Genomic DNA, 22460 nt, shown 5'->3' with positions numbered 1-22460 from the left:
TTCGGCGTCGCTCGCGCCGGACCGCACGACATTGTGCGGTCACTCAGAGATTAGTCCACCTTTGTCACTGGTGTGGTGTCGGGACGGGCCTGTCACCGACTACTGAGGCGTAGTGCAAGAGCTGGACAGGCGAGGACTGCGCGGCGCGCGTCCGGGAGCTCACCGGCGGTGATTTCGCGGCCCCGGAGCACCGGGAACCCCCATTCGTCGAGGAGGACCTCGTCAGGCGCCAGACCGGCGCACAGGCCGTGCCCGTCGCACCGGGTCCAGTCGATCTCCAGCTTGTTCATCGGGTACCTCCGAGGACTCCCAGAACCGGTCGGCCACATCCACGCCCGGTGAGGTGCAGCTGTACGTCGTCGTCGAACACCTCGAGCGCCGACGTGAGGAATCTCGCGGTCCCGTCCGGATGCGCGCAGGCTCCCCGCCCCGGGATCAGACCGAGGTGCCGGTGGGCGTCATGCCATCCCTGCGGGTCGCCTATCGTCAGCCGGGCGAAGTCGTCGACGAGTGAGGCGAGGCCGAAGACACATGGCCCGCACTGGCCGGCCGATTGACCTCTCAGCCATTCGGCGACCCTGGTGACCTCACCGAGCGGACAGGTGCTGGAGCCGAGCGCCAGGACGATCCCGGCGGACACCTCGGGTCGCTGCAGCAGCACGCCGTCGGTCTGCGCCAGCCAGCGCCCGTGGTACCCACCCAGCAGGACAGGTCCCGGTTCCGCACCGGCGTACTCCAGGACTGTGGTCAGTGGGACACCTGTCGGTGTCTCGATCACACCGGGGCGTTGGACCGCCCCGTCGACCGTCAGCAGCTGCGTACCCGGCTCGCTGATCAGACCGGTGCTGCTGAACCCGCGGGACCTGAGCCGCGCGAGTACGGCGAGCTGTGCGAACGTCTCGACGTTCGACAGGAACGTCGGCCGCTGGTGGTAGCCCTTCCGCGTCGGCAGCACCCGCCGGCCCGGTGGGACCGCAGCACCGCCTTCGAGGGCACTCAGCACCGCACGGGCCTCACCTGCGACGAACCGGCCCGGCGTGTCGAGCACCTCGATCGCCAGCCGGTCGTCACGCTCCATCAGCGCCTGCCGGAGAGAGGTGGCCGCGGCCGTGTCGTGTACGGCGATCAGCACGTGCGGGGCCCGCAGTGCGTGCGCGAGACCGACTGCGCCGTCCAGAACGAGGTGTGGCGCCCGGGTGAGGAGCAGACGGTCCTTTCGGCTCACCGGCTCGCTCTCCGAGCCGTTGACCACGACAGCCTCCACACCGCGAGCTGGCAGATCCTGCAGCTTCAAAGCAACCGGAAACGCCGCCCCGCCGCGCCCCCTGAGTCCTACAGCCTCACAGAGCCGCACGTAGTCCTCACGGCTCAGCTCAGGCAGCGGCCCGTGCGTCAGAAGGTGCTGCTGGAGGTTCTGGTCGAGCCCGGCCAGCACTCTTGCCTCGCCGATCACCCTGGTGTCGTCGAGCGTGATCATTGGGTCCTCCAGACTCTCGAAGCGTTTGTATTCAGGCGGTACGCGCCAGCGGTGGCTACCGCGGCGAGGCAGCCGAGTGTGATGCCGAGCATCCACGGCGTACTGCGGTCCGTACCTGCGAGCAGGGCGTGGCCGATGGACAGGAGCCAGCCAACCGACGCGGCGATGTGCAGCTTGCGCCAGTGCTTCGCGAACGACTCGGACACGGCCAGACGGCCACGTGCCGCTCCGACGAAGGCCGCGAGCACCAGGCTGTAGAGAGCCAGCGCACCGACGACCATCGCGAACGGCCGGTAGCCCGAGCCGAACGGCCACACCAGAACGGTCGGACTGATGTCCACATAGCTGTCGGCGATCACCGCCACCACATGTGTCGCCAGCAGGACCAGCCCGGTCACAGCGGCCGAGCGGTGCACGTACTGGAGCCAGAACCGCCGCTCCGGTCGACGTACACCCGGCATGACCATTCCGAGGACTGCAGAGAGCGTGAACATGATCATGGTGACCACACCGGCCGCACGAGCCAGGTACCACAAGGTCATCAGGCGGCCCTGCTCGCTGCCGGCCACCCGCACAGCTCGGTGACCTCACCGTCGTCGGCGATCAGCCGCGCCGGGTGCCCGGACAGCTTCAGCCGCCCGACAGCCGCATCGCCGGTCGCGATGAGCGCAGTGCTGAAGGTGTTCGCCCGTACGGCGGTCGGCGCCCAGACGGACGCGGTCCGGTACGGACCCTCCGCGGGACGCCCCGTGCGCGGGTCGATGACGTGGTGCCCATAGCCGGTCGGTGTCTGCCAACGCCGTACGGTCCGGGTCGACGTGGTCAGACCGCCGTGGGCGAGCGTCACGAGGACACCCTGGTCGCCGGCGCGCTCCGCGACGGTGATGACCCACGGCTTCTTCGGCGTACCGGCTGCCCGCAGGTCACCGCCGATCTCGACGAGGACCGCGCAGCCGTAGCGCTTGCTGATCACGTTGGCCGCCCGGTCCGCGGTCCAGGCCTTGGCGGTGGCGCCGAGGTCGAGTGCACAGTCCTTCGGTACCCCTAGCAGCGCTAGCTTCCGGTTGAGGCGGACCTCCTGCCAGCCGGCGATCTGCGTCGGGTCCTCGGGGGCCTGCGGGAAGCGCCGACGTACCGCTTCGATGTCCGCGTCGTACCCGGCCGCGATCACCGCCGGGCCGACGGTCGGGTCGACCGCCCCGCCGCTCAGCTGGGCCGCGACCAGACTGACGTCGACCAGGTCGACGAGCAGCCGGGAGACCGGTACGAGCGCGCCGGCCCTGGTGTTGACGATCGACAGCTCGGAGTCCGGGCGGAACCGGCTCGCGGCCTTGTCGACGCGGTCCATCAGCGCCTTGAGCTCACCGCACGCCGCCCCCAGTACGGCGGGGTCGTCGACGGTCAGCCGGACCGTGCAACTCCACGCGTTCCACGTGCGGGAGGCGGTCATGACCCGTTGCTCCCGCCCTGCGACGTGGAGCCGGAGTCGGCCGACCCGACCCCGCTCGAGCTGCTGCTGTCGTCCGAGCTGGAGCTCGAACTGGACGAGGAGCCCGAGCTGGTGGACGTCGTCGTACCCGTGCTGGTGCTGTCCGAGTGCTTCGACGACACGACCGCGACCGAGATCCCGGTCGCGCCGACACCGAGGACGGCTGTGGTTATCGCGGCCGCGGACGCTCGGTGCAGCCAGCGCCGGCGGTTGGGTTGGGATTCGTCTGTGGTGACCATGCCGTAAGCCTCGTTCGAGGCCCGTCAGCCGCACTCCAAGAGAAGATCAAGCCACCGTCAAGTTCTGCTGAGAGCTCTCTGAGAGCAGTTCTCAGGAGCGGGTCTCCAGCGGGCAGTCGTCGTCGCAGTGCTTGCCGATCGTGCCGACGATCTCGTCGGCGACCTCACCGAGAACGGCCAGGCGGTCGGGGCCGAACACGTCGACGAAGAACTCCCGCACCCGCGCGGCGTGCACCGGCGCGCACTCCTTGATCGCGGCCAGCCCCTCCTCGGTGATCACGATCTCCGGGTACCGCGAGTCGCAGGCCTCCTTGCGGATCAGGCCGCGTTTCTCCATCCGGGTCAGGTGGTGCGACAGCCGGCTCTTCTCCCACTGGGTGGAACGGCTCAGCTCGAACGCGCGCATCCGGCCGGACTCCGACTCGGACAGGTTCACCAGGATCTCGAAGTCCGACTTGGACAGGCCGAAGTCCCGCTGGAGGTGCCGCTCCAGGTGCGTCTCCAGCGTCCGGTTCATCAGCAGGTAGCTGCGCCACGCCTTCTGCTCGTCGTCGTCGAGCCACGGTCCCTTGCTCACATCGACCATCCTACCCGCTTGGGTTGACACATCAACCAAGCGCGCTACGATCGATCGAGTTGACACATCAACCTGACTCTTGGGAGTGAACGTTATGAGCAAGCTGATCGCCGTCGTCGGAGCGACCGGAGCCCAGGGCGGCGGGCTGGCCCGCGCGATCCTGGCGGATCCGTCCGGCGAGTTCACCGTCCGCGCACTGACCCGGAACCCGGACTCCGCCGCGGCGAAGGACCTCGCCGCCGCGGGCGCCGAGGTGGTCGCCGCCGACCTCGACGACGAGGCGAGCATCCGGGCCGCGTTCGACGGCGCGTACGGCGCGTTCGTGGTGACGAACTACTGGGCGCCGCTGACCGCGGACGAGGAGGCGGCGCGGACGCGGGCCGAGATGGAGCTCGAGCAGGCCGAGATCGCCGCGCGGGCGGCCCGCGACGCCGGCGTACAGCACCTGGTCTGGTCGACGCTCGAGGACACCCGCCCGTTCTTCGCGGGACGCGACGACGTACCGAGCCTGGACGACGGGCGCTACAAGGTCCCGCACTTCGACGCGAAGGGCGAGGCGGACGAGCTGTTCACGAAGTACGGCGTACCGACGACGTTCCTGCGGACCACGTTCTACTTCGACGCGTTCGCCACGGCGATGACGCCGACCCGTACCGCCGACGGCACGCTGACCATCACGTTGCCGATGGGCGATCAGCGCCTGTCCGGCATCGCCGTCGACGACATCGGCCGCAGCGCGCTCGCGATCCTCAAGCGCCCCGACCTGATCGGCGCCACCATCAGCATCGCCGGCGACCACCTCACCGGCCACCAGTACGCCGAAGCCCTCACCGAAGCCCTCGGCGAAAAGGTCGTCTACCACGCCCCGTCCCTCGAGGAGTACCGCGAGTACCCCTTCCCGATGGCGGTCGAGATGGCCAACATGTTCCAGTTCTACGCCGAGAACCACGACGAGTTCACCGGCAACCGCGACCTGACTGCGGTCCGCGACCTGAACCCAACCCTCGAATCCTTCAAGAAGTGGCTCGACCTGCACAAACACGACCTACAGGCCGCCATCAAGTAACCCCCGACCTACCCAAGATTTCGCGATCCTGCCCCGTTGCTGACCGGAGCCCCGTCCTGGGGCGCCGGATCAGACCGGCGGGGCTGGGTCGTACTGGATGCCACGGCGCACCTGACGGGCCCGTTCGACCCCGGCCAGCCTGGACACGAGGTGAATGGCCATGTCGATGCCGGCGGAGACGCCGGCGGCCGTGATCAGGTCGCCGTCGTCCACGAACCTGTCGTCGGGGCGCACTTCAATCGTGGGGTCGAGTTCGGCCAGCCTGTCGAGCTGCCTCCAGTAGGTCGTTGCCGGACGGTTGCGTAGCAGTCCGGCGGCGGCGAACACCAGGGAGCCGCTGCACACGCTGGTCAGCAGCGGAACGTCCTTACGCATCCTGCGGAGCCAGTCGAGATGTGCCTCGTCGTTCCGCAAGACCCCAGTGCCATCGCCACCGGGATGCACGAGTACGTCGAACGTCGGCGCGTCGTCCAAGCCGTGGTCGGCGATCACGGTCAGGCCCTTCGCGCACTGGATCGGTCCGGCTTCGCGGGCGAGGCAGGTGACGGCGTACCCGTCCTCCGGAAACTTCTTGGTCCACCACGCCAGGACCTCCCAGGGCCCAATCGCATCGAGTTCCTCGACGTCGGGGAACAACAGGATGCCGATGTGCTTTGTCATGCGTGCTCCTTCCGAATGAGCAACAGCCGATCGCTATGCCTTCACACTGGGGCAAGGCCTGGCTGTCGTCCACGACGACCACCCCACAGATCACGCCACCGTCCCGGACGGCACTATCTGTGGGGCACGCGTCGTTGATGCCGGACGGCGGATCGGTCCACGATGGGCGCATGACTCCGGGCACAGTGACCTTCGTCGTCTTCGAGAACTTCGACACCCTCGATCTCGCCGGGCCGGTCGAGGTCTTCGGAGAGGCCGGTTACAGCCTCCGCACCGTCGCGCCGGCCAAGGGGCCGGTCACCTCCGACGCCGGGTTGTCCGTCAACCCCGACCGCTCCGTGCGGACTGCGGACCCGCACGACGTCGACACCCTGCTGGTCGTCGGCGGCGCGGGCGTCCACGTCGCGCAACAGGACAAGAGTTTGGTGCGATGGGTGGCCGACGCGGCGACCTCCGCCAGCAGAGTGGCCTCGGTCTGCACTGGGGCGTTCCTTCTCGCTGAGGCCGGGATCCTCGACGGGCACCGCGTCACCACGCACTGGCGCAAGGCGGACAGGCTGGCCGCGGAGTACCCCTCGCTCACCGTTGACTGCGACCCGATCTTCGTCCAGGAAGGGCCGATCTGGACCTCCGCAGGGGTCTCTGCGGGGATGGACCTGGCCCTGGCGATGGTCGAGGACGACCTCGGCCCGCAGGCGTCGCTCGCGGCCGCCCGGGAGCTGAATCTGTTCCTCCGCCGTCCCGGGAGCCAGTCCCAATTCAGTGTGCCGCTCTGGTCCACCCCGCCGCGCGACGACATCATGCGCCGGGTCGTCGACGCGATCCATGCCGACCCCGGCGGTCCGCACGGGATCGCGGATCTCGCGAACGTGGCCGGCCTCAGCCCCCGCCACCTGCAACGCAGGTTCACCCACGAGGTCGGGATGACACCCGCGGCGTACGTCGAGCGCGTCCGCGTGGAGGCGGCACAACGCGACCTTTCCGAACGCGACGATCCGGTGGAGACGATCGCCCACCGCCACGGATTCGGCACCGCCGAGACGCTCCGACGGACCTTCCACCGGGTCGTCGGCGCCTCGCCGGCGGACTACCGCGCCAGGTTCACCACCACCCGGCCGCCGTCGACGCCGACATACCGCTGATCTGACGGGAGCACCCAGGATGACCGGATCGAGAGTTCGGGACCGCGCCGCGCACAGGGCCCGTTGCTCATGGTCGGCAGCGCCTTCGCCTGGGCTGCCGGTCTGGTCGCCACGAAGTGGGTGCTCAACCAGACCCGAGCTACACCCACCGCGGTACTCACGGTCCAGCTGGCCGGGTCTCTCCTCGTCCTCGTCGCTGCTGCGGCGGTGGCGCGTACGCCGGTGCGTGGCGGACTCAGCAAGGGATGGGTCGGACTCCTCGAACCGGGCCTTTCCTACTACCTGGCGCTCGCCGGGCTCGCCCTCACCAGCGCTGTCAACGCGAGCATCCTCGGCACCCTGGAACCCGTGCTCGTGCCGATCCTGGCGCTTCTGCTGTTCCGAGAGCGTCCGGCACCGCGCCTTGCCGTCATCGTCGTGGCAGCGACCATCGGTTCGCTCCTGGTCTCCGCCTCGGGGACCACCGCCGGGTCCGATTGGCGCGGCGATTTGCTGATCCTGGCAAGCGTCGCAGCGGCGGCCTTGTACGTCGTCCTCGCCTCGACCCAGGTCGTCGACCTGTCACCCCTGGCCGCCGCGATCGGCCAGCAGTTGTGGGCGCTGGCGCTGGTCTTGGCGTTCCTCCTCGCGACCTTCGTCGTCACGGGAAGGACGGGCTGGACCGAGCCCCAGGTCACCGACCTGTTACTTGCGGCCGGGTCCGGGATCCTGAACTACGCGCTTCCGTTCTGGCTGTACCTGGTCGCACTGACGAAGATGCCCGTCAGCCGTGCCGCGGCCTACTTGACACTGATACCCCTGTTCGGCGTTGCCCTCGCCGCGGTGGTGCTCGGCGAGGACGTCTCCCCTCTCCACCTTGCGGGTGGAGTGCTCGTCGTCGGAAGCCTCATCTGGGACGCACTGGGCCACTCCGGCCCGCCAGGACGCTCCGAGCAACGTCGCCGGACGAGCACGACAGACAAGTCTCCCAGCGCCTAGAACCCTCGACCGACCGGCCGTCTGCGCCTGTCGGCGTCACTTCATCAGGCCCGCGTGCAGGTGTCTGGTGCGCCATTCAGTCCCAGCGGATGCTGGGAGCGTCGGCGCAGGTGGTGTGCGGGTCCAGGTCCGCGGCGATGTCGAGCGCGATGATGGCGCAGTCCAGGGCGTCGTACGACGGCTGTTCTGTCGTCGCCGGTCCGTAGATGCACACGGCTTGGCGCCCGTCGCGGGTCCGGCCGGCCGATTCCACCGCGCCCGGTCCTGCGGAGTACGTCGGACATCCTGCGGCCGGCGTGGCGGGAGATACCTGCGAGCGTCGAAGGCCCGCACCTGATCTACAGGAACGACTACTTCGGAGCTCCGGTGCGGAACGATTCCGACACGGTGTGGATGAGGGAGCGGCAGATAGATGCCACGTACCGTGCTCGGTTCGAGGAGCGTCGGCATGCGAGCGAGGCGTTGGACGTACTGTTCGACGAGGCGTCCGCCGGCCAGGGCTCCGGCAAGCGCGCCTGGCTGATCGCGGTCGCTCACCCTCGCATCGCTCGGCTTCGTGATCGGCTGACTCGCGAGGAAGCCCGCGACGTACTGACAAAGACCACCGGACTCGCCTTGACGTACGCCGGACGCGGAGGCATCCATCCGCTGGAGTGCGCCATTGCCGACCTCATGGCGCTCGTACGCACGATGGCGGAGACGACCGGCAACGACGAGTACGACGTACGAGTCGGAATCGAGTGGAACGGCGAGCAGCCGTTGACGATCACGACCAAGGACAACCACGGCCACACGTACGAAGGCGCCACGATCCCACTGCACCGCTACACGCGGGTCGAGACGACGGTGAACGCGGCCGAGCCCGCGCTGGACTACTACTGGCACGTCCACGATCTCGCCCAGGACTGCGTGAACCAGGGCGGCATCTCGAATGTCCGGATGATCCAACCCCCGCGGCGCGACGGCGAAGAGTAGCCGGGAGGGATCACCCGACGGGTGAGGAGCGCGCTTGCCCGACGATCCCGAGATGGACGCTCCGTTGTCGACCGTTATACGATGTATCATTATCGTAATTCGATAACTATGCACTGATCAACGGAGGATCCGTCGGATGGGACGAAAAGTTGTGCTCGCCCTGCGCGTGGTGATCGCGCTGGCCATGGCGGGGGCGGTGGCCGTGCAGGTCGGGATGGTCGCGTTGCTGCCGTTTGATCAGGACACGACCACCGGGACCGGCGTGTCGCTTGCCGTGCTCGGTGTTCTGGGGATCGCGTGCCTGCAAGTGGTCGGCGTGTGTGTCTGGCGGCTGCTCACGATGGTCCGTCGAGGATCAGTGTTCTCGGACCGCGCCTTCCCCTTCGTTGATGGCGTCATCGTGGCTCTCGCCGTCGAAGCACTCGCAGTCGTAGCGGTGGCAGTCGTCGTGTGGATCGAGCAGCGCAGCACCCCGCCAGGCGGCGAGGACGCGCCCGGTCTCGCCGTCCTGATTGCTCTGCTGTCGCTCGTCTTCGCCGGAGTCGCCCTGGTCGTGTACGTCCTACGGGCTCTCTTGGCCCAGGCGGTTGCGCTGGACACGCAGGCCAGGCACTTGCAGTCCGAACTCGATGAGGTCATCTGATGGCGATCGTGGTCGACATCGACGTGATGCTGGCCCGCCGCAAGATGGCTGTGGGCACCCTGGCCAACCAGATCGGCATCACTTCCGCCAATTTGGCTGTGCTCAAGAACGGACGCGCGAAGGCCGTACGGTTCTCCACACTCGAAGCGTTGTGCCAGGCGCTCGACTGTCAGCCGGGAGACCTCCTGCGGTGGGAGCCCGATGAAGCCGATCAGCCCGCGGCGGCGGACGAGGCCCGCGCATGATCAGCGTGCGCGAGCTGACCAAGGTCTACGGCGAGGTACGTGCTGTGTCCGGACTTTCGTTCGACGTCGAGCCGGGAACCGTGACCGGTTTCCTCGGACCCAACGGCGCCGGCAAGTCGACCACGATGCGGGTGTTGCTGGGGCTTGATCGGCCGACGTCCGGGACCGTCTTGGTTGACGGTCACAGTTATGCCCGCATGGCAGCCCCACTGCATCTGGTTGGCGCCCTGTTGGATGCGGCCGCAATGCATCCAGGGCGAACGGGCCGTGCGCACCTGCGGATCGCTGCTCTCACGAACGGGATCTCGGATGCCCGGGTCGCGGAGGTCATCGAGCAGGTGGGGCTGGAAGCCGCGGCCGGCCGCCGGATCAAGGGTTACTCGCTCGGGATGCGTCAGCGGCTCGGGATTGCGGCGGCGCTCCTCGGGGACCCGAGCGTCCTGGTCTTCGACGAGCCGTTCAACGGCATGGACCTGGACGGGGTCCGTTGGCTCCGGTCTCATCTACGTGAGTGGGCGCAGGAGGGCAGAACCGTGCTCATTTCCAGTCACCTGATGAGTGAGATCCAGACAGTCGCCGATCGTGTGGTGGTGATCGGGCGTGGTCAGCTGGTCGCGGACGTGACGGTCGATGAGATGATCCGCGGCCTGGGCGGCTCACGGGTCCGCGTGCGGACACCCGCGGCAGAGGTGCTTGCTGGGGCGTTGGTCGGCAAGGCCGTCCTGACGCGTGTCGGTCCCGCCGAGTTAGAGGTCAAGGGGCTCACCTGCGCGGAAGTCGGCGAACGGGCGGGGGCCCTCGGCATTGCACTGCATCACCTCAGTGAGATTGAGCAGTCCCTCGAAGAGGCCTACCTGAGCCTCACCACCGACGAAGTCGAGTTCCGCGGCGCGACGAAGGGTGGCTCCGCATGAGCCTCGTAGAGACGCCCGGGCCGATCCTGTTGACCCGGACCATCCGCGCCGAGTTCGCTCGGCTGTGCACGCTTCGGTCCATGTGGGTGATGGCACTGCTGACGACCATTGCCGTTGTCGGGATCTCCATGTTGTCGGCGGCCAACGCGTCGGCTGAGCTCGGGCAGCCCGTATGGATGTCGATCAGACGGCTGGGCATGCTCGCGATGGCGGTGTTGCTATCGATGGCCACCGCCGCGGCGACCGCCGACCATGGCACCGGCGGGATCGTGCCGACTCTCCAGTGGACGCCGCGGCGCCCGTTCCTGCTCACTGGCCGCGCCATCGTGATCGTGGTGGCCGTCACTGCCACCGGGCTGATACCGGCTTTCGTGGGCGGGATGCTCGCGATCGGGCTCGCTCCTGAGCTGTCGTGGTCGTGGGGACAGGCGACCGAAGCCCTGGCTGCGCTGGGCTTCGCCTTTGCCCTCGGTGCCCTGCTGGCCGTGGGCGTCGGCTTGCTGTTGCGCAGCACCGCAGCCTCGATCTGCGCCGTCTTCGCGCTGGTTCTCGTATTGCCGCTGCTGATGGGGAACCTCCCGTTCGACTGGACCAAGGACGCCGCGGCCTTGCTGCCGGGGACAGGCATGCGCCAGCTCCTCATCGGCGAGGGACTGCCAGGGCTCACCGACACCGGAGCCAAGTCGACGCTCGCAGCCTGGGCCCTCGGCGCGTTCGTCGTGGGCGGGTGGCGACTCGTTCGCAGCGACGCCAACGGCTAGAGCCCTAACCGACGAGCTCAAAACCTCGAAAAACTGAGGAAACTCGCGGGGCGGTCAGTTCGGGTTGGGCCGAAATGTTGTTCCGGCGGGTCGGTGGCGCGCCACACTCGTGGCCGAGATGGTCATGGGAGGAGCAACGTGGCAGTTTTCGATGTGGTCGTCGTTGGCGCCGGGCCGAACGGTCTGATGCTCGCCTGTGAGCTGAGCCTGGCCGGCGTGCGTCCCGTCGTACTGGAGTGTCTGCCTGAGCCTCGTCGGGAGAATCGCGCCAACGGGCTGGTGGGTCAGGTGGTCCGGATGCTCGATCGCCGCGGTCTGTATCAGCCGTTGGCCGGGACGTCCGGACCGCCGCAACCGTTGCCGGGGTTCTTTTTCGGCGCCATGCCCATGGACCTTCGCACGCTCGACGACAACCCGTTCTACCTACTGCCCGTACCGCAGACCCAGATCGAGCGGGTGCTGGCTGAACGGGCTGCCGAGCTCGGTGTCGAGGTACGCCGCGGACACGAGCTGACCGGACTGACACAGGACGCCGACAGCGTGACCGCCGCGGTCGCCGGACCGAGCGGGCGCTACGAGATCAACAGCCGCTATGTGATCGGGGCAGACGGGGCACACAGCACGACCCGCAAACTCGCCGGCATCGGATTCCCCGGTGCGGCCACCGAGGACCTCGTCCTCCGTATCGCCGAGGTCGCCGTACCGGACGAGTTCGTCGACCCGGCCACCGGTGGGCTGAACGTGCCTGGCTATGGGTACATCGCGCCGATGTACCACCGCACCGAACGAGGTGTCTTCGTCTACGGAAGGACTCCGCCCCGACCGGACATGGTGGCCACGTTCGAGTGGACCGATGACTCGTTCGACAACGAGGTGCCGGTGACGCTCGAGGAAGTGCACGACAGCATCTGCCGGGTCATGGGTGCGGACCTGCCACTCCGACCGCCCGACACACCAGGGCCACATCGACTCGACCGGTCGATCGGCGTCAATACCCGATTGGCCGACCGATACCGTGACGGCCGGGTGCTCCTGGTCGGCGACGCCGCGCACGTGCATTTCGTGATCGGCGGACCGGGACTCAATCTCGGCCTGCAGGACGCGGTCAATCTTGGCTGGAAACTGGCGGCCGTTGTTCGCGGCTGGGCGCCGCCCGGACTGCTGGACACCTACGCCACCGAACGGCGGCCCGTCGGTGAGCGAGTATCGATGCAGAGCCAGGCCCAGCTTGCACTCGTTGCTCCTGGCACCGAAGTCACGGCACTACGCGAACTGTTCATGGAGCTCATGCAGGACAAGCAGACCGTGGCGCACATCGCGAACATGATGGCGGGCGCGGACATCTGCTACGAAATGAGAGCCAGCGATCCACACCCGTTGGTGGGCCGCTGGGCACCCGACTTGGTACTGGAGATCGATCGCGGCCCCGTCCCACTCGCCGAGGTCACCACAACCGCGCGGCCGCTGGTACTCGACTTGACCGACAACGCTTCACTGGCAACAGCAGCGGACGGGTGGCGCGACCGAGTCGACGTCGTCACTGCCCGCACCAAGGACACCTCGGCAACAGGCCTGCTCCTGCGCCCGGATTGCTATGTCGCGTGGGCCACCGACGTACCTCGCCCGGATCACCGCGACCTGGAATCTCTGCGAGCCGCTCTCGCTACGTGGTTCGGGCGGAGCTCGGCGGCGGCGTGTTCAGCCTGACGAGGTCCGAGCCCAGGACGGTGACTCGGTGTATGACCGCCTTGCCGTCGCGGCGGCTGGTGATCAGGCGGGCCGCCCGCAGCGCCGCGGTGTGCTCCGACGCCGACGCCGCGCTGATGCCGAGTTGCCGTGCGACGTCACCGCTGGAGTGTTCAGCAGCCAGCAGACGCAGTACCGCCGCCCTAGTCGTCCCGAGGATCGCCGCAAGAGCGTCGGACTCGGCACCGACCCGGATGCTCAGCTCGGCCGGGGTCGGGTACGCCAGCAGGACAGGTTGATCAGGCAACTCCCCCACCAGCGGCGGTCCCGTCCAGAACGCCGTCGGCGTGATCGTCAGTCCGCGCCCGCCCAACCGGATCGTGCGGTCCTGCGGGCTGTCGATCAGCAGGCAGTCTCGACGCCAACTCGCCCCGGGGACAGTGGTGCTCAAAGCAGCCCCGACACCGCTGCGCGCCAGCAGCCGCCCGTGCTGCGCCAGTTCGCCGTGGTGATTGGCCCGAATGTCGGCCCAGTACGGCCGCATCGCCGCTACGAACGCCGTCTTCGTCATGCGCGCCAGCACGCGGCCGGCCTCACGGTTCCCCTCGAACGCGTTCCACAACGGAGCGCCCGAGTTGGGGGCACTGGAATACAGCGCCATCTCCCCGCGCAACTGCTCCGTGCCAAGACCTAGAAACGTCTCTATCGCTTCGTCAAGGTCCGCGCTCACGGCAAAGGTAGGCGACACCGTCCAGGAGAAGTGTCCGCCAAGCTGACGCACCGTCGGCCGCGCAGCCACCGGAACCGCCGCCAGCGCACTGTGCCGCCACCGCTCCCCCCACGACGCCCGAATCCCCCGACGCAGCCCCACAGCCGCGAACTTCAGCTCCAACATCGGAGCCGGCTCAGGCAGAAACCGCGTCGCCGCGAGGTCCTCGGCTGTGAACAGGATCCGCAACATGCCTTCCTCCTGACAGTCACTCGCCACTGTCAGTACCCAGGAACAATTTTTCAAGTGCTAATTAAAAATAGCCCCTTGACAAATTATTCGACGCGATGCGAATCTCAACGGCCATGGAGGACACACCGAAGTTCGAATCCCTGCCGTTGTCCCGGAGGTCCCTGCTTAGTGCCGGCGCGGCGCTCGGGTTGTCAGCGGCCGTGCCCGGGTGCTCCAACGCCGGCCGCGGCGGAACGTCCGGATCCAACGACTCCGCCGCGAAGGCGAAGGTTCGGCCCGCGTACGTGCGGTACGACGGCGTCAAGGCCGACCTGCCCGGCGCGCGGTACGGCATCCCCGACGGTTTCCTGCGCTACCCCGCCGATCCGGTACAGGCGATCACCGAACCGCCAGGGGACGGCAAGCCGATCGAGGTGATGACCAGCACGAACACCCCGATCCCTCCGGCCGTTGCCCAGAACGCGTTCTGGCAGCAGTTCAACGAGCGGGTCGGATCGCCGGTGCAGCTGAATCTCACGCCGTCGGTGAGCTATGACGAGAAGTTCGCGACCTCTGTTGCCGGCGGCACCCTCGGCGACATCTTCTCGATCGGCAACGTGCCGCAGAAACCGCAGATGCTCGCGGCCAAGGCCGTCGACCTGACACCGCACCTCGCCGGCGACAAGATCACGAAGTACCCGTACCTGGCCAACCTGCCCGAGACCAGCTGGAACGCCACGATCTTCGACGGCAAGATCTACGGCATCCCGATCCCGCGGGGCGCCATCAGCTCCGAGGTGCTGTACGCGCGCAAGGACATCCTGGACGACCAGGGTCTCCCGGCCGAGCTGAAGAGCGCCGACGACTTCGTGCGGCTCTGCAAGGCGCTGACCGACAAACGCAAGAACCGTTTCGCGCTGGCCGACCTGCCGACCGGGTACGTACGGAACATGTTCGGTATCCCGAACAGCTGGAAAGAGGCCGACGGCAAGCTGGTCAGCGGTTTCGAGCACCCGGCCCAGGAGGAAGCGCTCGCGCTGGTGCAGCAGCTCTGGAAGTCGGGCTACATCCACCCCGACGCGTTCACCAGCCAGAACCAGGACCGCAAGACGCGGTTCGGCAACGGCACCGGCCCGTTGGTCCAGGCGACGTTCAGCGGCTGGCCGACGTACCTGCAGACGATGGACCAGGACGCCGAGATCGCGATCATTCCCCCACCGGCGCACGACGGTTCCGGCGTCGGCCACACCTGGTTGGGTGCACCAACGCTGTCGGTCACGGCCATCAGCAAGGCCGCCGAGGCCCGGGTGGAGACGATGCTCGCGTACCTGAACTATCTGGCCGCTCCGTTCGGCACCAGCGAATATCTGTTCCGGAAGTACGGCATCAAGGGCATCGACCACCAGGTGCAGGACGGCGACCCGGTACTGACGAAGAAGGGCTTCAGCGAGACGCAGCTCGCCCTGCAGTACCAGGCCGACGGCCCGTGGGCGATCTTCCTGCCCGAACGCAAGGGCAGCACCGAGTCCTGCTTCAACGCGATGAAGGAGATCTGCCCGCAGGCAGTTGCCAACCCTGTCGACGGCATGTACTCCGAGACGGCCAGCCGCAAGGGCGGACAGCTCAACCGCGACATCAACGCGGTGTCCGACGACATCATCCAGGGCCGGGCGCCGGTGTCCGCGTGGGGGCAGGCCGTCAAGAAGTGGAAGAGCGCCGGCGGCGACAAGATCGCCGAAGAACTGTACGCGCAGTACAAGACGTCCCGCTGATCATTCCCGCCAGGAGGAACCTTCGCCATGCGGCGACCGAACATCGTCTACTTCCACACGCACGACACCGGGAGATACATCGAGCCCTACGGTGCGCCGATCCGTACGCCGCGGTTGCAGGCGTTCGCCGAGGAATCGGTGGTGTTCCGGAACGCGCACTCGGTCGCGCCAACCTGCTCGCCGAGCCGGGCCGGGCTTCTCACCGGGCAGTGGGCGCACAGCGCGGGGATGCTGGGTCTCGCACATCGCGGACACAGCCTGCGCAACTACGACCAGCACCTGGTCCACACCTTGCACCGGCACGGTTACACCTCCGCGCTGGTCGGCGTACAGCACGAGGCCAGCGGCGCCGGCGCGTCGACGAAGACGATCGGGTACCACGAAGAGGTGCCGACCGCCGATGTGTTGGCGCCGGCCCGCCGTGAAGCCGCAGTGAGCTATCTACGACGCCGCCACGAACAGCCGTTCTTCCTCTCGGTCGGTCTGCTGGAAACGCACACCATGAAGTCCGCGGACTGGCTCTTCGGACACGCCGGGGGCGACGAACGGTGGACCGCGCCGGCACCGACCATGCCGGACGCGGCCGTCACGCGTCGGGACATGGCGTCGTTCCATGCGGCCGCGGCACAGGTCGACCAGGCTCTGGGAGCTGTGCTCGACACGTTGCGAGAGGAGGGGTTGTCCGACAACACCGTCGTACTAGTCACCACCGACCACGGCCTGGCGATGCCAGGGATGAAGTGCACCCTCGGTGCGACCGGGACCGGCGTGATGATGATGCTGCGCGCACCCGGACTCCCGGGCGGCCTCGCGGTCGACTCGCTGGTCAGTCAGGTCGACGTGTTCCCGACCCTGTGCGCGCTGCTCGGTATCGACGAGCCGGACTGGTTGCAGGGCCAGTCCTTGCTGCCGACGATCGAAGGGCGATCGGTACGGGACGAGACGTTTGCCGAGGTCACCTATCACGCCGCGTATCAACCACAGCGGGCGATCCGCACCGAGCAGTGGCTGTACATCCGGTCGTTCGACGACCAGAACCGGCCGAACCTCAGCAACGTGGACGCCTCGGAGAGCAAAACGCTCTGGGTGAACGCCGGCTGGGCGGACCAGCCGGTGCCGCGCGTCCGGTTGCACGACCTGACGTTCGACCCGCACGAACGGAACAACCTGGCCGGCGATCCGGCCACGGCGACGATTCAGGCCGGTCTGGCGCGGCGCCTCGACCGGTGGATGATCGACACCGACGACCCGCTGCTGCAGGGTCCGGTGCCACCTCCCGCACGGGCCGAGCAGCCTGCGTGAAGCGGCCCTTGTCCTAGTATTGAACAGTGGCTTCTGGCGCGGCACGGACCGAGCTCATGGTGCGTCAGCGGAACGCGACGGCCTCAGCGATCATGCGCGCGATCGTCCGCCAAGGCCCGCTCGGCCGCAAAGGACTCGCGGCCGCGACCGGCGTCACGTTCACCACGATCACGAAGGCCGTGACCGAGCTGATCGAGCTCGGAGCCCTGACCGAGTCGGCGCGGCTGCGGCCCCAGGGCGCCGGGCGCCCCGTCGTACCGCTCGACCTGCCCGACAAGCAACGGCTGGTGGTCGGCGCCCATCTGCACCCGGAAAGTACCTCCTGCGGGGCCTTCACTCTCCGCGGCGAGCGGACTGCGTGGCGGACGGCACCGGCCAAGGGGCGCAACCAGCACGAGCGGATCGAGGAGGCGGCTCGACTGGTCGACGACGTCGTGACCGAAGCGGGTGCCGCCGCCGTACTCGGTATCGGGGTGACGACGCCGTGGGCCGAGGTCCACCACGGACAGCCGCCCCCACTGGTGGCGGACGTCGATCGCGACGAACTGCGGGCCGGTCTTCGTGAACGACTGCAGCTCCCGGTGCACCTGGAGCCCAACGTTCGAGCGCTGGCCGTCGAGCACTATTGGTGGGACGGCGCCGGTGATGACGTACTGACGGTGCTCGTCGGACGATCGATCCGGGTGGCGCAGATGCGCGGCGGCGAACTGGTCTGGGACGGTCCAGATGCCGGCGGGCTCGTGTCCCACCTCGTCGTACCGGGATCGGAGTACCGCTGTGATTGCGGACAGGTCGGCTGCGTCAAGGCGACCTGCACGGACGATGCGTTGCTCCGGCGGGCCGTCGAGGCCGGCCTGCTCCCGTCCGGCGCCTTGCAGCGCGACCTCTATCCGGACGAGGACACCGAGGCGTTGCGGCAACTCCGGCAGGCCCGGGCGCGGGATCTCGGCCGGGTCATCCCCTTGATCATGAGCCTGGTCGCGCCGGCCGAGACCATCATCCGGGGCAGGCTGGGCACTCCCGACGAGATCGAGGCCTGCATCGACGCGATCCGCGGGCGGCACCGCGAGCTGGTCGGGCGCGAAGCGAGCGTCCGGTACTACGAAGGCAGCCGCGCCTTCAACTGGCCGCATGCCTCGGCGGCACTCGCCCTGGATCGGTACCTCGCAGCACCCCTGGAACACGAACTGGACAGGGCATCCCGAGACACGTAGAGATCACGAGGGGGCCTCGCGCCAGTAGCCGCAGAAGTAGATGCGGTCTTTGGGGATGCCTCGTTGTTTGACCAGGTGGCGGCGGGTGGTGGTGGCGAGGGTGGATTCGCCGGCTGCCCAGATGTATGGCGTGCCTTCTGGGAGGTCTAGTTCGTGGAGGGCTGCTAGGACTGGCTTGTTGCGGGGGCCGGTGCCGCGGTGGATCCAGCGGACTGTGATGTCCGGCGAGGTGGGCAGTGGGAGTTCGTCTGTTTCGTCGGTTACTTCCAGTAGGGCGATGATGTGCTGACCGGTCGGGGCCTGGTCGAGGATCGCGGCGACCGCGGGGAGTGCTGATTCGTCGGCGATCAGCAGCTGCCACGTGGTGTCGGGGGGCGGCTGGTAGTCGGCGCCGTCGCTGAGTACGCCGATCTTGTCGCCGACCTGCGCGTTCTCGGCCCACGACGAACCGGGCCCCGCATGCTCCCCCGATCCGTGCAGTACGAAGTCGAGGTCGAGCTCGGCCGCCTCCGGATCGAGGCGGCGGACCGTGTAGTTGCGCAGAACCGGGCGGACCGCCTCCGGCATCGCACACATCTCGGGCCACCACGAGTCGGTGACCGGAAGCGTGAGTTCGCCGGAGGCGTTCGGCAGGAAGAGCCGGGCGAGTTGATCGGGGCCGACGTACTGGAATCCCCGCAGTTCGTCGCCGGCCACGGTGACGCGAGCCATCCGCGGCGTCAGTCTGCGTACCCCGGCCACGGTCACCATCATCGGGATCTGCTTCGGCATCGCGTCACTCCTCCGGGCACGGTCCGGCGATTCTGATTAGGTTAGCCTAACCACACCGTGCCCGCAGGATGTCAGCTGCTGATCTTGAACTTCGGGGAGATCACCTGTTCGGCCAGTTGGCGGGCGGTGAAGATCGGTTGGGTCAGCGGCGGCCGGTCGGTGCGGTCGGCCTTCTTGGCTTGGGCGACGTGTACGACGGTGCCGTCGTCGTAGCGGTACGTCGCCCACTGGTCGTAGCTGCTGCCATTCTTGGCGGTCACTACGCCGACCTTCTTGCCGTTGACGTCCACTACGGCGCAGGTGCCCGTCCCGCCCCAGAAACCCTTCGCCAGGGTGCAGGGATCCGCCGCCGGTTTTCCGTTGGGCGTGGTCGACAGCACCAGCAGCTGGCCGAACCGGTTGTCCTTCTGCACCGGGATGGTGGCCATGTACTCCCAGTAGTCCGGCTCCCCGTCGTTGGAGGCGTACTGGGTCTGCGGCCACCTCAACGAGTGACCGTCGGAGTCCTTCAGGTTCGGCGTGGTGAATCCCGCCGGCACTGACGAGCTCAGGTCGTTCATCAGCTTCACGGACCGGTCCGCGCGCGGACCTGCGGACGCCGTACGGTCCACCTGGCCCTCCGGCCACGGGTCACCGGTCTTCCGGGTCTTCGGCGCGGTCGTCGGCGCCATGGTGGAGACCGGCGGGGTGGATGCCGACGGGGATGCCGACGGCGTACCCGGGCCGCCTGCCACCATCTGGCCGACCGATCGGGGACCGGTGATGTTCGCGACCAGTGCGGGACCGGCCCCGACGCCAACCACCAGCACTCCGGCCGCGACCCCGCCCCACGCCGCCCTGCGCCGCTTGCGCGCCCGGCGCGCCCGGTCGAGGGTGTGCGCGGGATCCATCGACGGAGGTGGAGTGCTGCGCACGATCACGTCACGCAGTGCCTCGTTGAGATCCTCTTCCTTCATCGAACCTTCTCCTCTTCCAGCAGACCGCGCAGCGTCGCCAACCCGCGCGAGGCCTGGCTCTTGACATTTCCGGCCGAGCAGTCGAGGAGCGCAGCCGTCTGCTCGACGGACTGGTCCTCCCAGTACCGAAGGACCAGGACGGCGCGTTGCCTCGGCGGCACCTTGACCAGGGCCTCCAGCAACATGAGCCGTTCGTCGGCCAGGTCGGCCCCGGGCGCTGCCCGGTCGGCCGTCGGGGCCTCGACCGACTCGTGCCGGAACCACCCCCGGCGCCGCTCGGACAGGAACGTCCGGATGAGTGTCTGCCTGGTGTAGTTGTCCATCGCCTCTTGCCGCTGGATCCGGCGCCACGCCAGGTAGAGCTTGGTGAAGGTCTGCTGCACCAGGTCTTCCGCACGATGCCAGTCGCCGCACAGCAGGTACGCCGTGCCGCGCATGGCGTCGGAACGTGCCGCGAAGTACGCCTCGAACGCCGCGTCCCGATCACTCATCTGATCTCCCCTTCTCGATACCGGGTTAGACACGCCTCCGAGAGCGAAGTTGGTTGCATCCACGTGAAGGGAATCGGGTATCAACCGGGCGGACGGCCCGGTCAGACCAGTGTGAGCACCTATCGGGCCAAGTATCTGATCGCCGCCGCAGCCCTTGCGGCCGCGACGCTGCTGTCCGGCGGAATCACCGCCGCCGGCGTCTCGCAGGCGACCTGCACCGACGACTGGGCCCTCACGCCGTCGGACCCTGCTCCCGCCGTACGCGGCCAGTCATTGGCGATGGCAGCAGCAACTCTGCAAGCCGCCGGCTACAACTGCACGGTTGCGAACGTCAAAACCGCCGGCGTCGATGAACAAGCCGTCGTCGTCGCCGCGCAGCAGACCCGCACCGAAAGCGACCCCGACGGTGGCATATCGCTGGTCGCGCTCTCGCTCGGCGTGGTGATGCCTGATCTCACCAGGAAGACGTTGCGCGTCGCCGAGGAGACCGTGACGCAACTGGGCCTCTTGGTCCGTACGTCGCCTTCCGACGCAGCTGCCGACTGGACCGTCCGCCAGCAGCGACCTGGCGCCGGCGGCTACGTGGTGTTCGGCCGAGCGGTCACGGTGATCCTCGCCGAGCCCGTCCAGCCGGATCTCGTGCCGGTACCGAATCTGATCGAGCACACCGAGACCGACGCCGCGGCGATGGTCAAGGCAGCCGGGCTCGTCTACGCGCAACGGATCCTCAAGGACGGCAAGCGCCCCGGGCGTGTGGTCAGCCAGCAACCGCAACCAGGTGAGCTGGTCGACCGCGGTACGAAGGTGACAGCCGACATCCGCCGGGCGCCCATCACAACACCAACAACAACGCCAACAACAACACCGCCGCCAACACCACCGCCCGTCGTGGTCCGCACCGTGGTGCCGGACGTCGTCGGTCGTCTCGAATCCACCGCCCAGCAGGCGATCGGGGCCGCCCGGCTGAAGTTCCGATCTCGGGTCGTCCGCCCAGGGAACGCTCCAGGGATCGTCCTGAACCAGAGTCCGCGGGCCGGTACCGAGGCCGACGTCGGCACCGTCGTCACCGTCGACGTCACCCGCGCGCCGAAGCCGAAACTCGTACCGGTTCCCGACCTGCTCGACCGCAGCGAGCCCGAGGCCCGCGGCGCGATCGAGGACGTCGAGCTGATCCTCGAGCTGATCCGTGGAAGTGATGCGTCGGGCGGCGAGCGTCACGTCGTCAGCCAGCAGCCGCGCGCCGGGGAGCTCGTCCCAACAGGTACGACGGTCACGGTGCGGCTCGCAGCGGACGAATGGACCTGGCCGTCGTGGCTGGTGCCGCTGCTGCTCGTGACGGCCGCCGTGGCGGTCGGGGCGGCCGGCGCCTTCCAGCACCGACGTGGACCGAAACCGCGCATCGATCCGATGCCTCAAGTTCGTGCGGAAGGGCGGCTGACTCCGGGCGCGTCGCGGATCCACGAGTCCGGCCCCGCACACCGGATCCGCGTCGAGGCTCGCCTCGATCGCGGGCGCCAGTACCTGCAGGAGAAGACCGATGAACACCAGTAGCCACCGAGTCACCATCGCCTCGCACTTCGGCCAGACCGGCCGGGACACCTCTGTCGAGCTGAACGGCCTGCTCGCCAGGAGCAACGTGCTCGAACTGGTGCCGCATCTTGGTTCGGCCGGCCGACTGGTGTCGGCTCCGGTGGCCCACGCCCTGACAGCGACCTTCGATCACGACCTGGGTGATTCGATCCTGTGGGCCTGGCGGACGCATCGCGACCTCCAGGAGGCAGCGAGCGCCACCCTCACAGGCACCGGGCCGCCGGAGTACGTCACCTTGGCCGACCACGAGATCTCGTCCGTCCATCACCCAGAGGTGGACGTCATCGTCGACGGGCAGGCTCCGTACACGATCACCTTCGACCTCACCGTGCTCTTCACGCTCGAAAGCGTTCTGCTGACCGTCCAGCGCGGCCTGCTGATCGGGCTGAGTCCAGGCGCTTGCTCCGTCGAGGTGTCCCTCGGTGCGCACGGCTTCGATTTCAGGCGCTCCGCGCGGTACGCGCTCCAGGAGTTGGTGACTCTGCACACCGGCCTGAGGCTGCTGCCTGCCTCGGCCTACGCAGAGCTACCGGTCTGACGCGGGATTGGCATGTATCTGCAGGCCCTCCGCC

Annotated in this window: 26 protein-coding genes; 15 read left to right on the top strand and 11 right to left on the bottom strand. The window is 68.0% G+C overall.

Going from position 1 to position 22460, the window contains the following annotated elements; all coding sequences use genetic code 11:
- Positions 1-92: 92 nt before the first annotated feature.
- The 4 genes from E0H92_RS24245 to E0H92_RS24230 are packed head-to-tail and all read right to left on the bottom strand — an operon-like array spanning position 93 to position 2927.
- Positions 93-290, bottom strand: coding sequence for a ferredoxin (locus E0H92_RS24245; protein WP_131287291.1), 198 nt, complete (start codon positions 288-290; stop codon positions 93-95).
- Positions 287-1477, bottom strand: coding sequence for an NADH-ubiquinone oxidoreductase-F iron-sulfur binding region domain-containing protein (locus E0H92_RS24240; RefSeq protein WP_131497812.1), 1191 nt, complete (start codon positions 1475-1477; stop codon positions 287-289). The genes E0H92_RS24245 and E0H92_RS24240 overlap by 4 nt, the downstream gene beginning before the upstream one ends.
- Positions 1474-2019 carry a hypothetical protein gene (locus tag E0H92_RS24235; RefSeq protein WP_131497811.1) on the bottom strand — a complete coding sequence of 182 codons (546 nt, stop codon included), beginning with the start codon at positions 2017-2019 and terminating at the stop codon, positions 1474-1476. Before E0H92_RS24235 ends, E0H92_RS24240 begins: the two co-directional genes overlap by 4 nt.
- Positions 2019-2927, bottom strand: a complete 909-nt coding sequence (locus E0H92_RS24230) for an FAD:protein FMN transferase (RefSeq protein WP_131287297.1) — start codon at positions 2925-2927, stop codon at positions 2019-2021. Before E0H92_RS24230 ends, E0H92_RS24235 begins: the two co-directional genes overlap by 1 nt.
- Before the next feature lie 6 nt (positions 2928-2933).
- Here E0H92_RS24230 and E0H92_RS44265 point away from each other — a divergent pair, with 6 nt between their 5' ends.
- A complete protein-coding gene (locus E0H92_RS44265) occupies positions 2934-3212 on the top strand; it encodes a hypothetical protein (protein ID WP_238173571.1) in 279 nt (92 codons plus the stop codon).
- Between the two features lie 84 nt (positions 3213-3296).
- Here the strand turns inward: E0H92_RS44265 and E0H92_RS24220 are convergent, their stop codons facing one another.
- Positions 3297-3791, bottom strand: a complete 495-nt coding sequence (locus E0H92_RS24220) for a MarR family winged helix-turn-helix transcriptional regulator (RefSeq protein ID WP_202873789.1) — start codon at positions 3789-3791, stop codon at positions 3297-3299.
- 85 nt (positions 3792-3876) lie between these two features.
- Here E0H92_RS24220 and E0H92_RS24215 point away from each other — a divergent pair, with 85 nt between their 5' ends.
- Positions 3877-4848, top strand: a complete 972-nt coding sequence (locus tag E0H92_RS24215) for an NmrA/HSCARG family protein (RefSeq protein ID WP_131497810.1) — start codon at positions 3877-3879, stop codon at positions 4846-4848.
- Positions 4849-4917: 69 nt separating this feature from the next.
- Here the strand turns inward: E0H92_RS24215 and E0H92_RS24210 are convergent, their stop codons facing one another.
- Positions 4918-5508 carry a DJ-1/PfpI family protein gene (locus E0H92_RS24210; RefSeq protein WP_131497809.1) on the bottom strand — a complete coding sequence of 197 codons (591 nt, stop codon included), beginning with the start codon at positions 5506-5508 and terminating at the stop codon, positions 4918-4920.
- Between the two features lie 170 nt (positions 5509-5678).
- Between E0H92_RS24210 and E0H92_RS24205 the strand changes: the two genes are divergently transcribed.
- Positions 5679-6650, top strand: coding sequence for a GlxA family transcriptional regulator (locus E0H92_RS24205; protein ID WP_131497808.1), 972 nt, complete (start codon positions 5679-5681; stop codon positions 6648-6650).
- Positions 6651-6719: 69 nt separating this feature from the next.
- Positions 6720-7628: a DMT family transporter gene (locus E0H92_RS24200; protein ID WP_131497807.1), complete on the top strand. Its 909-nt coding sequence runs from the start codon at positions 6720-6722 to the stop codon at positions 7626-7628.
- A gap of 76 nt (positions 7629-7704) precedes the next feature.
- Here the strand turns inward: E0H92_RS24200 and E0H92_RS44260 are convergent, their stop codons facing one another.
- On the bottom strand, positions 7705-7881 hold the full coding sequence (locus E0H92_RS44260; RefSeq protein ID WP_165549947.1) for a hypothetical protein: 177 nt from the start codon (positions 7879-7881) through the stop codon (positions 7705-7707).
- A gap of 113 nt (positions 7882-7994) precedes the next feature.
- On the opposite strand from E0H92_RS44260, the gene E0H92_RS24195 reads away from it, so the two are divergent.
- The 6 genes from E0H92_RS24195 to E0H92_RS24170 all read left to right on the top strand — a co-directional run bounded on the left by E0H92_RS24195 (position 7995) and on the right by E0H92_RS24170 (position 12873).
- Entirely contained in the window at positions 7995-8603 is a 609-nt protein-coding gene (locus tag E0H92_RS24195; protein WP_238173570.1) for a hypothetical protein, read from the top strand.
- 136 nt (positions 8604-8739) lie between these two features.
- Entirely contained in the window at positions 8740-9246 is a 507-nt protein-coding gene (locus E0H92_RS24190; protein WP_131460044.1) for a DUF2975 domain-containing protein, read from the top strand.
- Positions 9246-9491, top strand: coding sequence for a helix-turn-helix domain-containing protein (locus E0H92_RS24185; protein ID WP_131460045.1), 246 nt, complete (start codon positions 9246-9248; stop codon positions 9489-9491). Before E0H92_RS24190 ends, E0H92_RS24185 begins: the two co-directional genes overlap by 1 nt.
- Positions 9488-10405: an ABC transporter ATP-binding protein gene (locus E0H92_RS24180; RefSeq protein ID WP_131497806.1), complete on the top strand. Its 918-nt coding sequence runs from the start codon at positions 9488-9490 to the stop codon at positions 10403-10405. The genes E0H92_RS24185 and E0H92_RS24180 overlap by 4 nt, the downstream gene beginning before the upstream one ends.
- Positions 10402-11166, top strand: a complete 765-nt coding sequence (locus E0H92_RS24175; RefSeq protein ID WP_131497805.1) for a hypothetical protein — start codon at positions 10402-10404, stop codon at positions 11164-11166. Before E0H92_RS24180 ends, E0H92_RS24175 begins: the two co-directional genes overlap by 4 nt.
- 138 nt (positions 11167-11304) lie before the next feature.
- Positions 11305-12873: an FAD-dependent monooxygenase gene (locus tag E0H92_RS24170; RefSeq protein ID WP_238173569.1), complete on the top strand. Its 1569-nt coding sequence runs from the start codon at positions 11305-11307 to the stop codon at positions 12871-12873.
- On the opposite strand, the gene E0H92_RS24165 is transcribed toward E0H92_RS24170, so the two are convergent.
- Positions 12830-13813: an ArsR/SmtB family transcription factor gene (locus E0H92_RS24165; RefSeq protein WP_131497804.1), complete on the bottom strand. Its 984-nt coding sequence runs from the start codon at positions 13811-13813 to the stop codon at positions 12830-12832. The two genes, E0H92_RS24170 and E0H92_RS24165, sit on opposite strands and share 44 nt — an antisense overlap.
- Positions 13814-13926: 113 nt before the next feature.
- On the opposite strand from E0H92_RS24165, the gene E0H92_RS24160 reads away from it, so the two are divergent.
- Genes E0H92_RS24160 through E0H92_RS24150 form a run of 3 tightly spaced genes read left to right on the top strand, consistent with a single transcriptional unit; the run spans position 13927 to position 18080 of the window.
- Positions 13927-15564, top strand: a complete 1638-nt coding sequence (locus E0H92_RS24160) for a type 2 periplasmic-binding domain-containing protein (RefSeq protein ID WP_165549945.1) — start codon at positions 13927-13929, stop codon at positions 15562-15564.
- A gap of 27 nt (positions 15565-15591) precedes the next feature.
- Positions 15592-16866: a sulfatase family protein gene (locus E0H92_RS24155; protein WP_131497802.1), complete on the top strand. Its 1275-nt coding sequence runs from the start codon at positions 15592-15594 to the stop codon at positions 16864-16866.
- 26 nt (positions 16867-16892) lie between these two features.
- Positions 16893-18080, top strand: a complete 1188-nt coding sequence (locus E0H92_RS24150; RefSeq protein WP_131497801.1) for an ROK family protein — start codon at positions 16893-16895, stop codon at positions 18078-18080.
- A gap of 3 nt (positions 18081-18083) precedes the next feature.
- On the opposite strand, the gene E0H92_RS24145 is transcribed toward E0H92_RS24150, so the two are convergent.
- The 3 genes from E0H92_RS24145 to E0H92_RS24140 all read right to left on the bottom strand — a co-directional run bounded on the left by E0H92_RS24145 (position 18084) and on the right by E0H92_RS24140 (position 20298).
- A complete protein-coding gene (locus E0H92_RS24145) occupies positions 18084-18851 on the bottom strand; it encodes a siderophore-interacting protein (RefSeq protein WP_131497800.1) in 768 nt (255 codons plus the stop codon).
- Between the two features lie 71 nt (positions 18852-18922).
- Positions 18923-19807, bottom strand: coding sequence for a hypothetical protein (locus E0H92_RS44255; protein ID WP_165549943.1), 885 nt, complete (start codon positions 19805-19807; stop codon positions 18923-18925).
- The gene (locus E0H92_RS24140) at positions 19804-20298 is read right to left on the bottom strand and encodes a SigE family RNA polymerase sigma factor (RefSeq protein ID WP_131460050.1); all 495 of its coding nucleotides are present in this window, start codon (positions 20296-20298) and stop codon (positions 19804-19806) included. The genes E0H92_RS44255 and E0H92_RS24140 overlap by 4 nt, the downstream gene beginning before the upstream one ends.
- Before the next feature lie 111 nt (positions 20299-20409).
- On the opposite strand from E0H92_RS24140, the gene E0H92_RS24135 reads away from it, so the two are divergent.
- Entirely contained in the window at positions 20410-21849 is a 1440-nt protein-coding gene (locus tag E0H92_RS24135; protein ID WP_165549942.1) for a PASTA domain-containing protein, read from the top strand.
- Positions 21836-22426: a hypothetical protein gene (locus tag E0H92_RS24130; RefSeq protein ID WP_131497798.1), complete on the top strand. Its 591-nt coding sequence runs from the start codon at positions 21836-21838 to the stop codon at positions 22424-22426. The genes E0H92_RS24135 and E0H92_RS24130 overlap by 14 nt, the downstream gene beginning before the upstream one ends.
- Positions 22427-22460 lie beyond the last annotated feature (34 nt).

This window comes from Kribbella speibonae (assembly GCF_004331375.1).
GTDB classification, from domain to species: domain Bacteria; phylum Actinomycetota; class Actinomycetes; order Propionibacteriales; family Kribbellaceae; genus Kribbella; species Kribbella sindirgiensis.
This window is presented reverse-complemented; position numbering and strand designations above follow the sequence as displayed.

What these genes read in the sequence shown, in the direction of transcription:
- E0H92_RS24140 (WP_131460050.1), bottom strand. Translation starts at nt 20,298, where the DNA reads ATGAGTGATCGGGACGCGGCGTTCGAGGCGTACTTCGCGGCACGTTCC.
- E0H92_RS24190 (WP_131460044.1), top strand. Translation starts at nt 8,740, where the DNA reads ATGGGACGAAAAGTTGTGCTCGCCCTGCGCGTGGTGATCGCGCTGGCC.
- E0H92_RS24240 (WP_131497812.1), bottom strand. Translation starts at nt 1,477, where the DNA reads ATGATCACGCTCGACGACACCAGGGTGATCGGCGAGGCAAGAGTGCTG.
- E0H92_RS24145 (WP_131497800.1), bottom strand. Translation starts at nt 18,851, where the DNA reads ATGCCGAAGCAGATCCCGATGATGGTGACCGTGGCCGGGGTACGCAGA.
- E0H92_RS24245 (WP_131287291.1), bottom strand. Translation starts at nt 290, where the DNA reads ATGAACAAGCTGGAGATCGACTGGACCCGGTGCGACGGGCACGGCCTG.
- E0H92_RS24205 (WP_131497808.1), top strand. Translation starts at nt 5,679, where the DNA reads ATGACTCCGGGCACAGTGACCTTCGTCGTCTTCGAGAACTTCGACACC.
- E0H92_RS24160 (WP_165549945.1), top strand. Translation starts at nt 13,927, where the DNA reads ATGGAGGACACACCGAAGTTCGAATCCCTGCCGTTGTCCCGGAGGTCC.
- E0H92_RS24130 (WP_131497798.1), top strand. Translation starts at nt 21,836, where the DNA reads ATGAACACCAGTAGCCACCGAGTCACCATCGCCTCGCACTTCGGCCAG.
- E0H92_RS24220 (WP_202873789.1), bottom strand. Translation starts at nt 3,791, where the DNA reads ATGGTCGATGTGAGCAAGGGACCGTGGCTCGACGACGACGAGCAGAAG.
- E0H92_RS24155 (WP_131497802.1), top strand. Translation starts at nt 15,592, where the DNA reads ATGCGGCGACCGAACATCGTCTACTTCCACACGCACGACACCGGGAGA.
- E0H92_RS24200 (WP_131497807.1), top strand. Translation starts at nt 6,720, where the DNA reads ATGGTCGGCAGCGCCTTCGCCTGGGCTGCCGGTCTGGTCGCCACGAAG.
- E0H92_RS24165 (WP_131497804.1), bottom strand. Translation starts at nt 13,813, where the DNA reads ATGTTGCGGATCCTGTTCACAGCCGAGGACCTCGCGGCGACGCGGTTT.
- E0H92_RS24185 (WP_131460045.1), top strand. Translation starts at nt 9,246, where the DNA reads ATGGCGATCGTGGTCGACATCGACGTGATGCTGGCCCGCCGCAAGATG.
- E0H92_RS24180 (WP_131497806.1), top strand. Translation starts at nt 9,488, where the DNA reads ATGATCAGCGTGCGCGAGCTGACCAAGGTCTACGGCGAGGTACGTGCT.
- E0H92_RS44255 (WP_165549943.1), bottom strand. Translation starts at nt 19,807, where the DNA reads ATGAAGGAAGAGGATCTCAACGAGGCACTGCGTGACGTGATCGTGCGC.
- E0H92_RS24235 (WP_131497811.1), bottom strand. Translation starts at nt 2,019, where the DNA reads ATGACCTTGTGGTACCTGGCTCGTGCGGCCGGTGTGGTCACCATGATC.
- E0H92_RS24175 (WP_131497805.1), top strand. Translation starts at nt 10,402, where the DNA reads ATGAGCCTCGTAGAGACGCCCGGGCCGATCCTGTTGACCCGGACCATC.
- E0H92_RS24215 (WP_131497810.1), top strand. Translation starts at nt 3,877, where the DNA reads ATGAGCAAGCTGATCGCCGTCGTCGGAGCGACCGGAGCCCAGGGCGGC.
- E0H92_RS24210 (WP_131497809.1), bottom strand. Translation starts at nt 5,508, where the DNA reads ATGACAAAGCACATCGGCATCCTGTTGTTCCCCGACGTCGAGGAACTC.
- E0H92_RS24230 (WP_131287297.1), bottom strand. Translation starts at nt 2,927, where the DNA reads ATGACCGCCTCCCGCACGTGGAACGCGTGGAGTTGCACGGTCCGGCTG.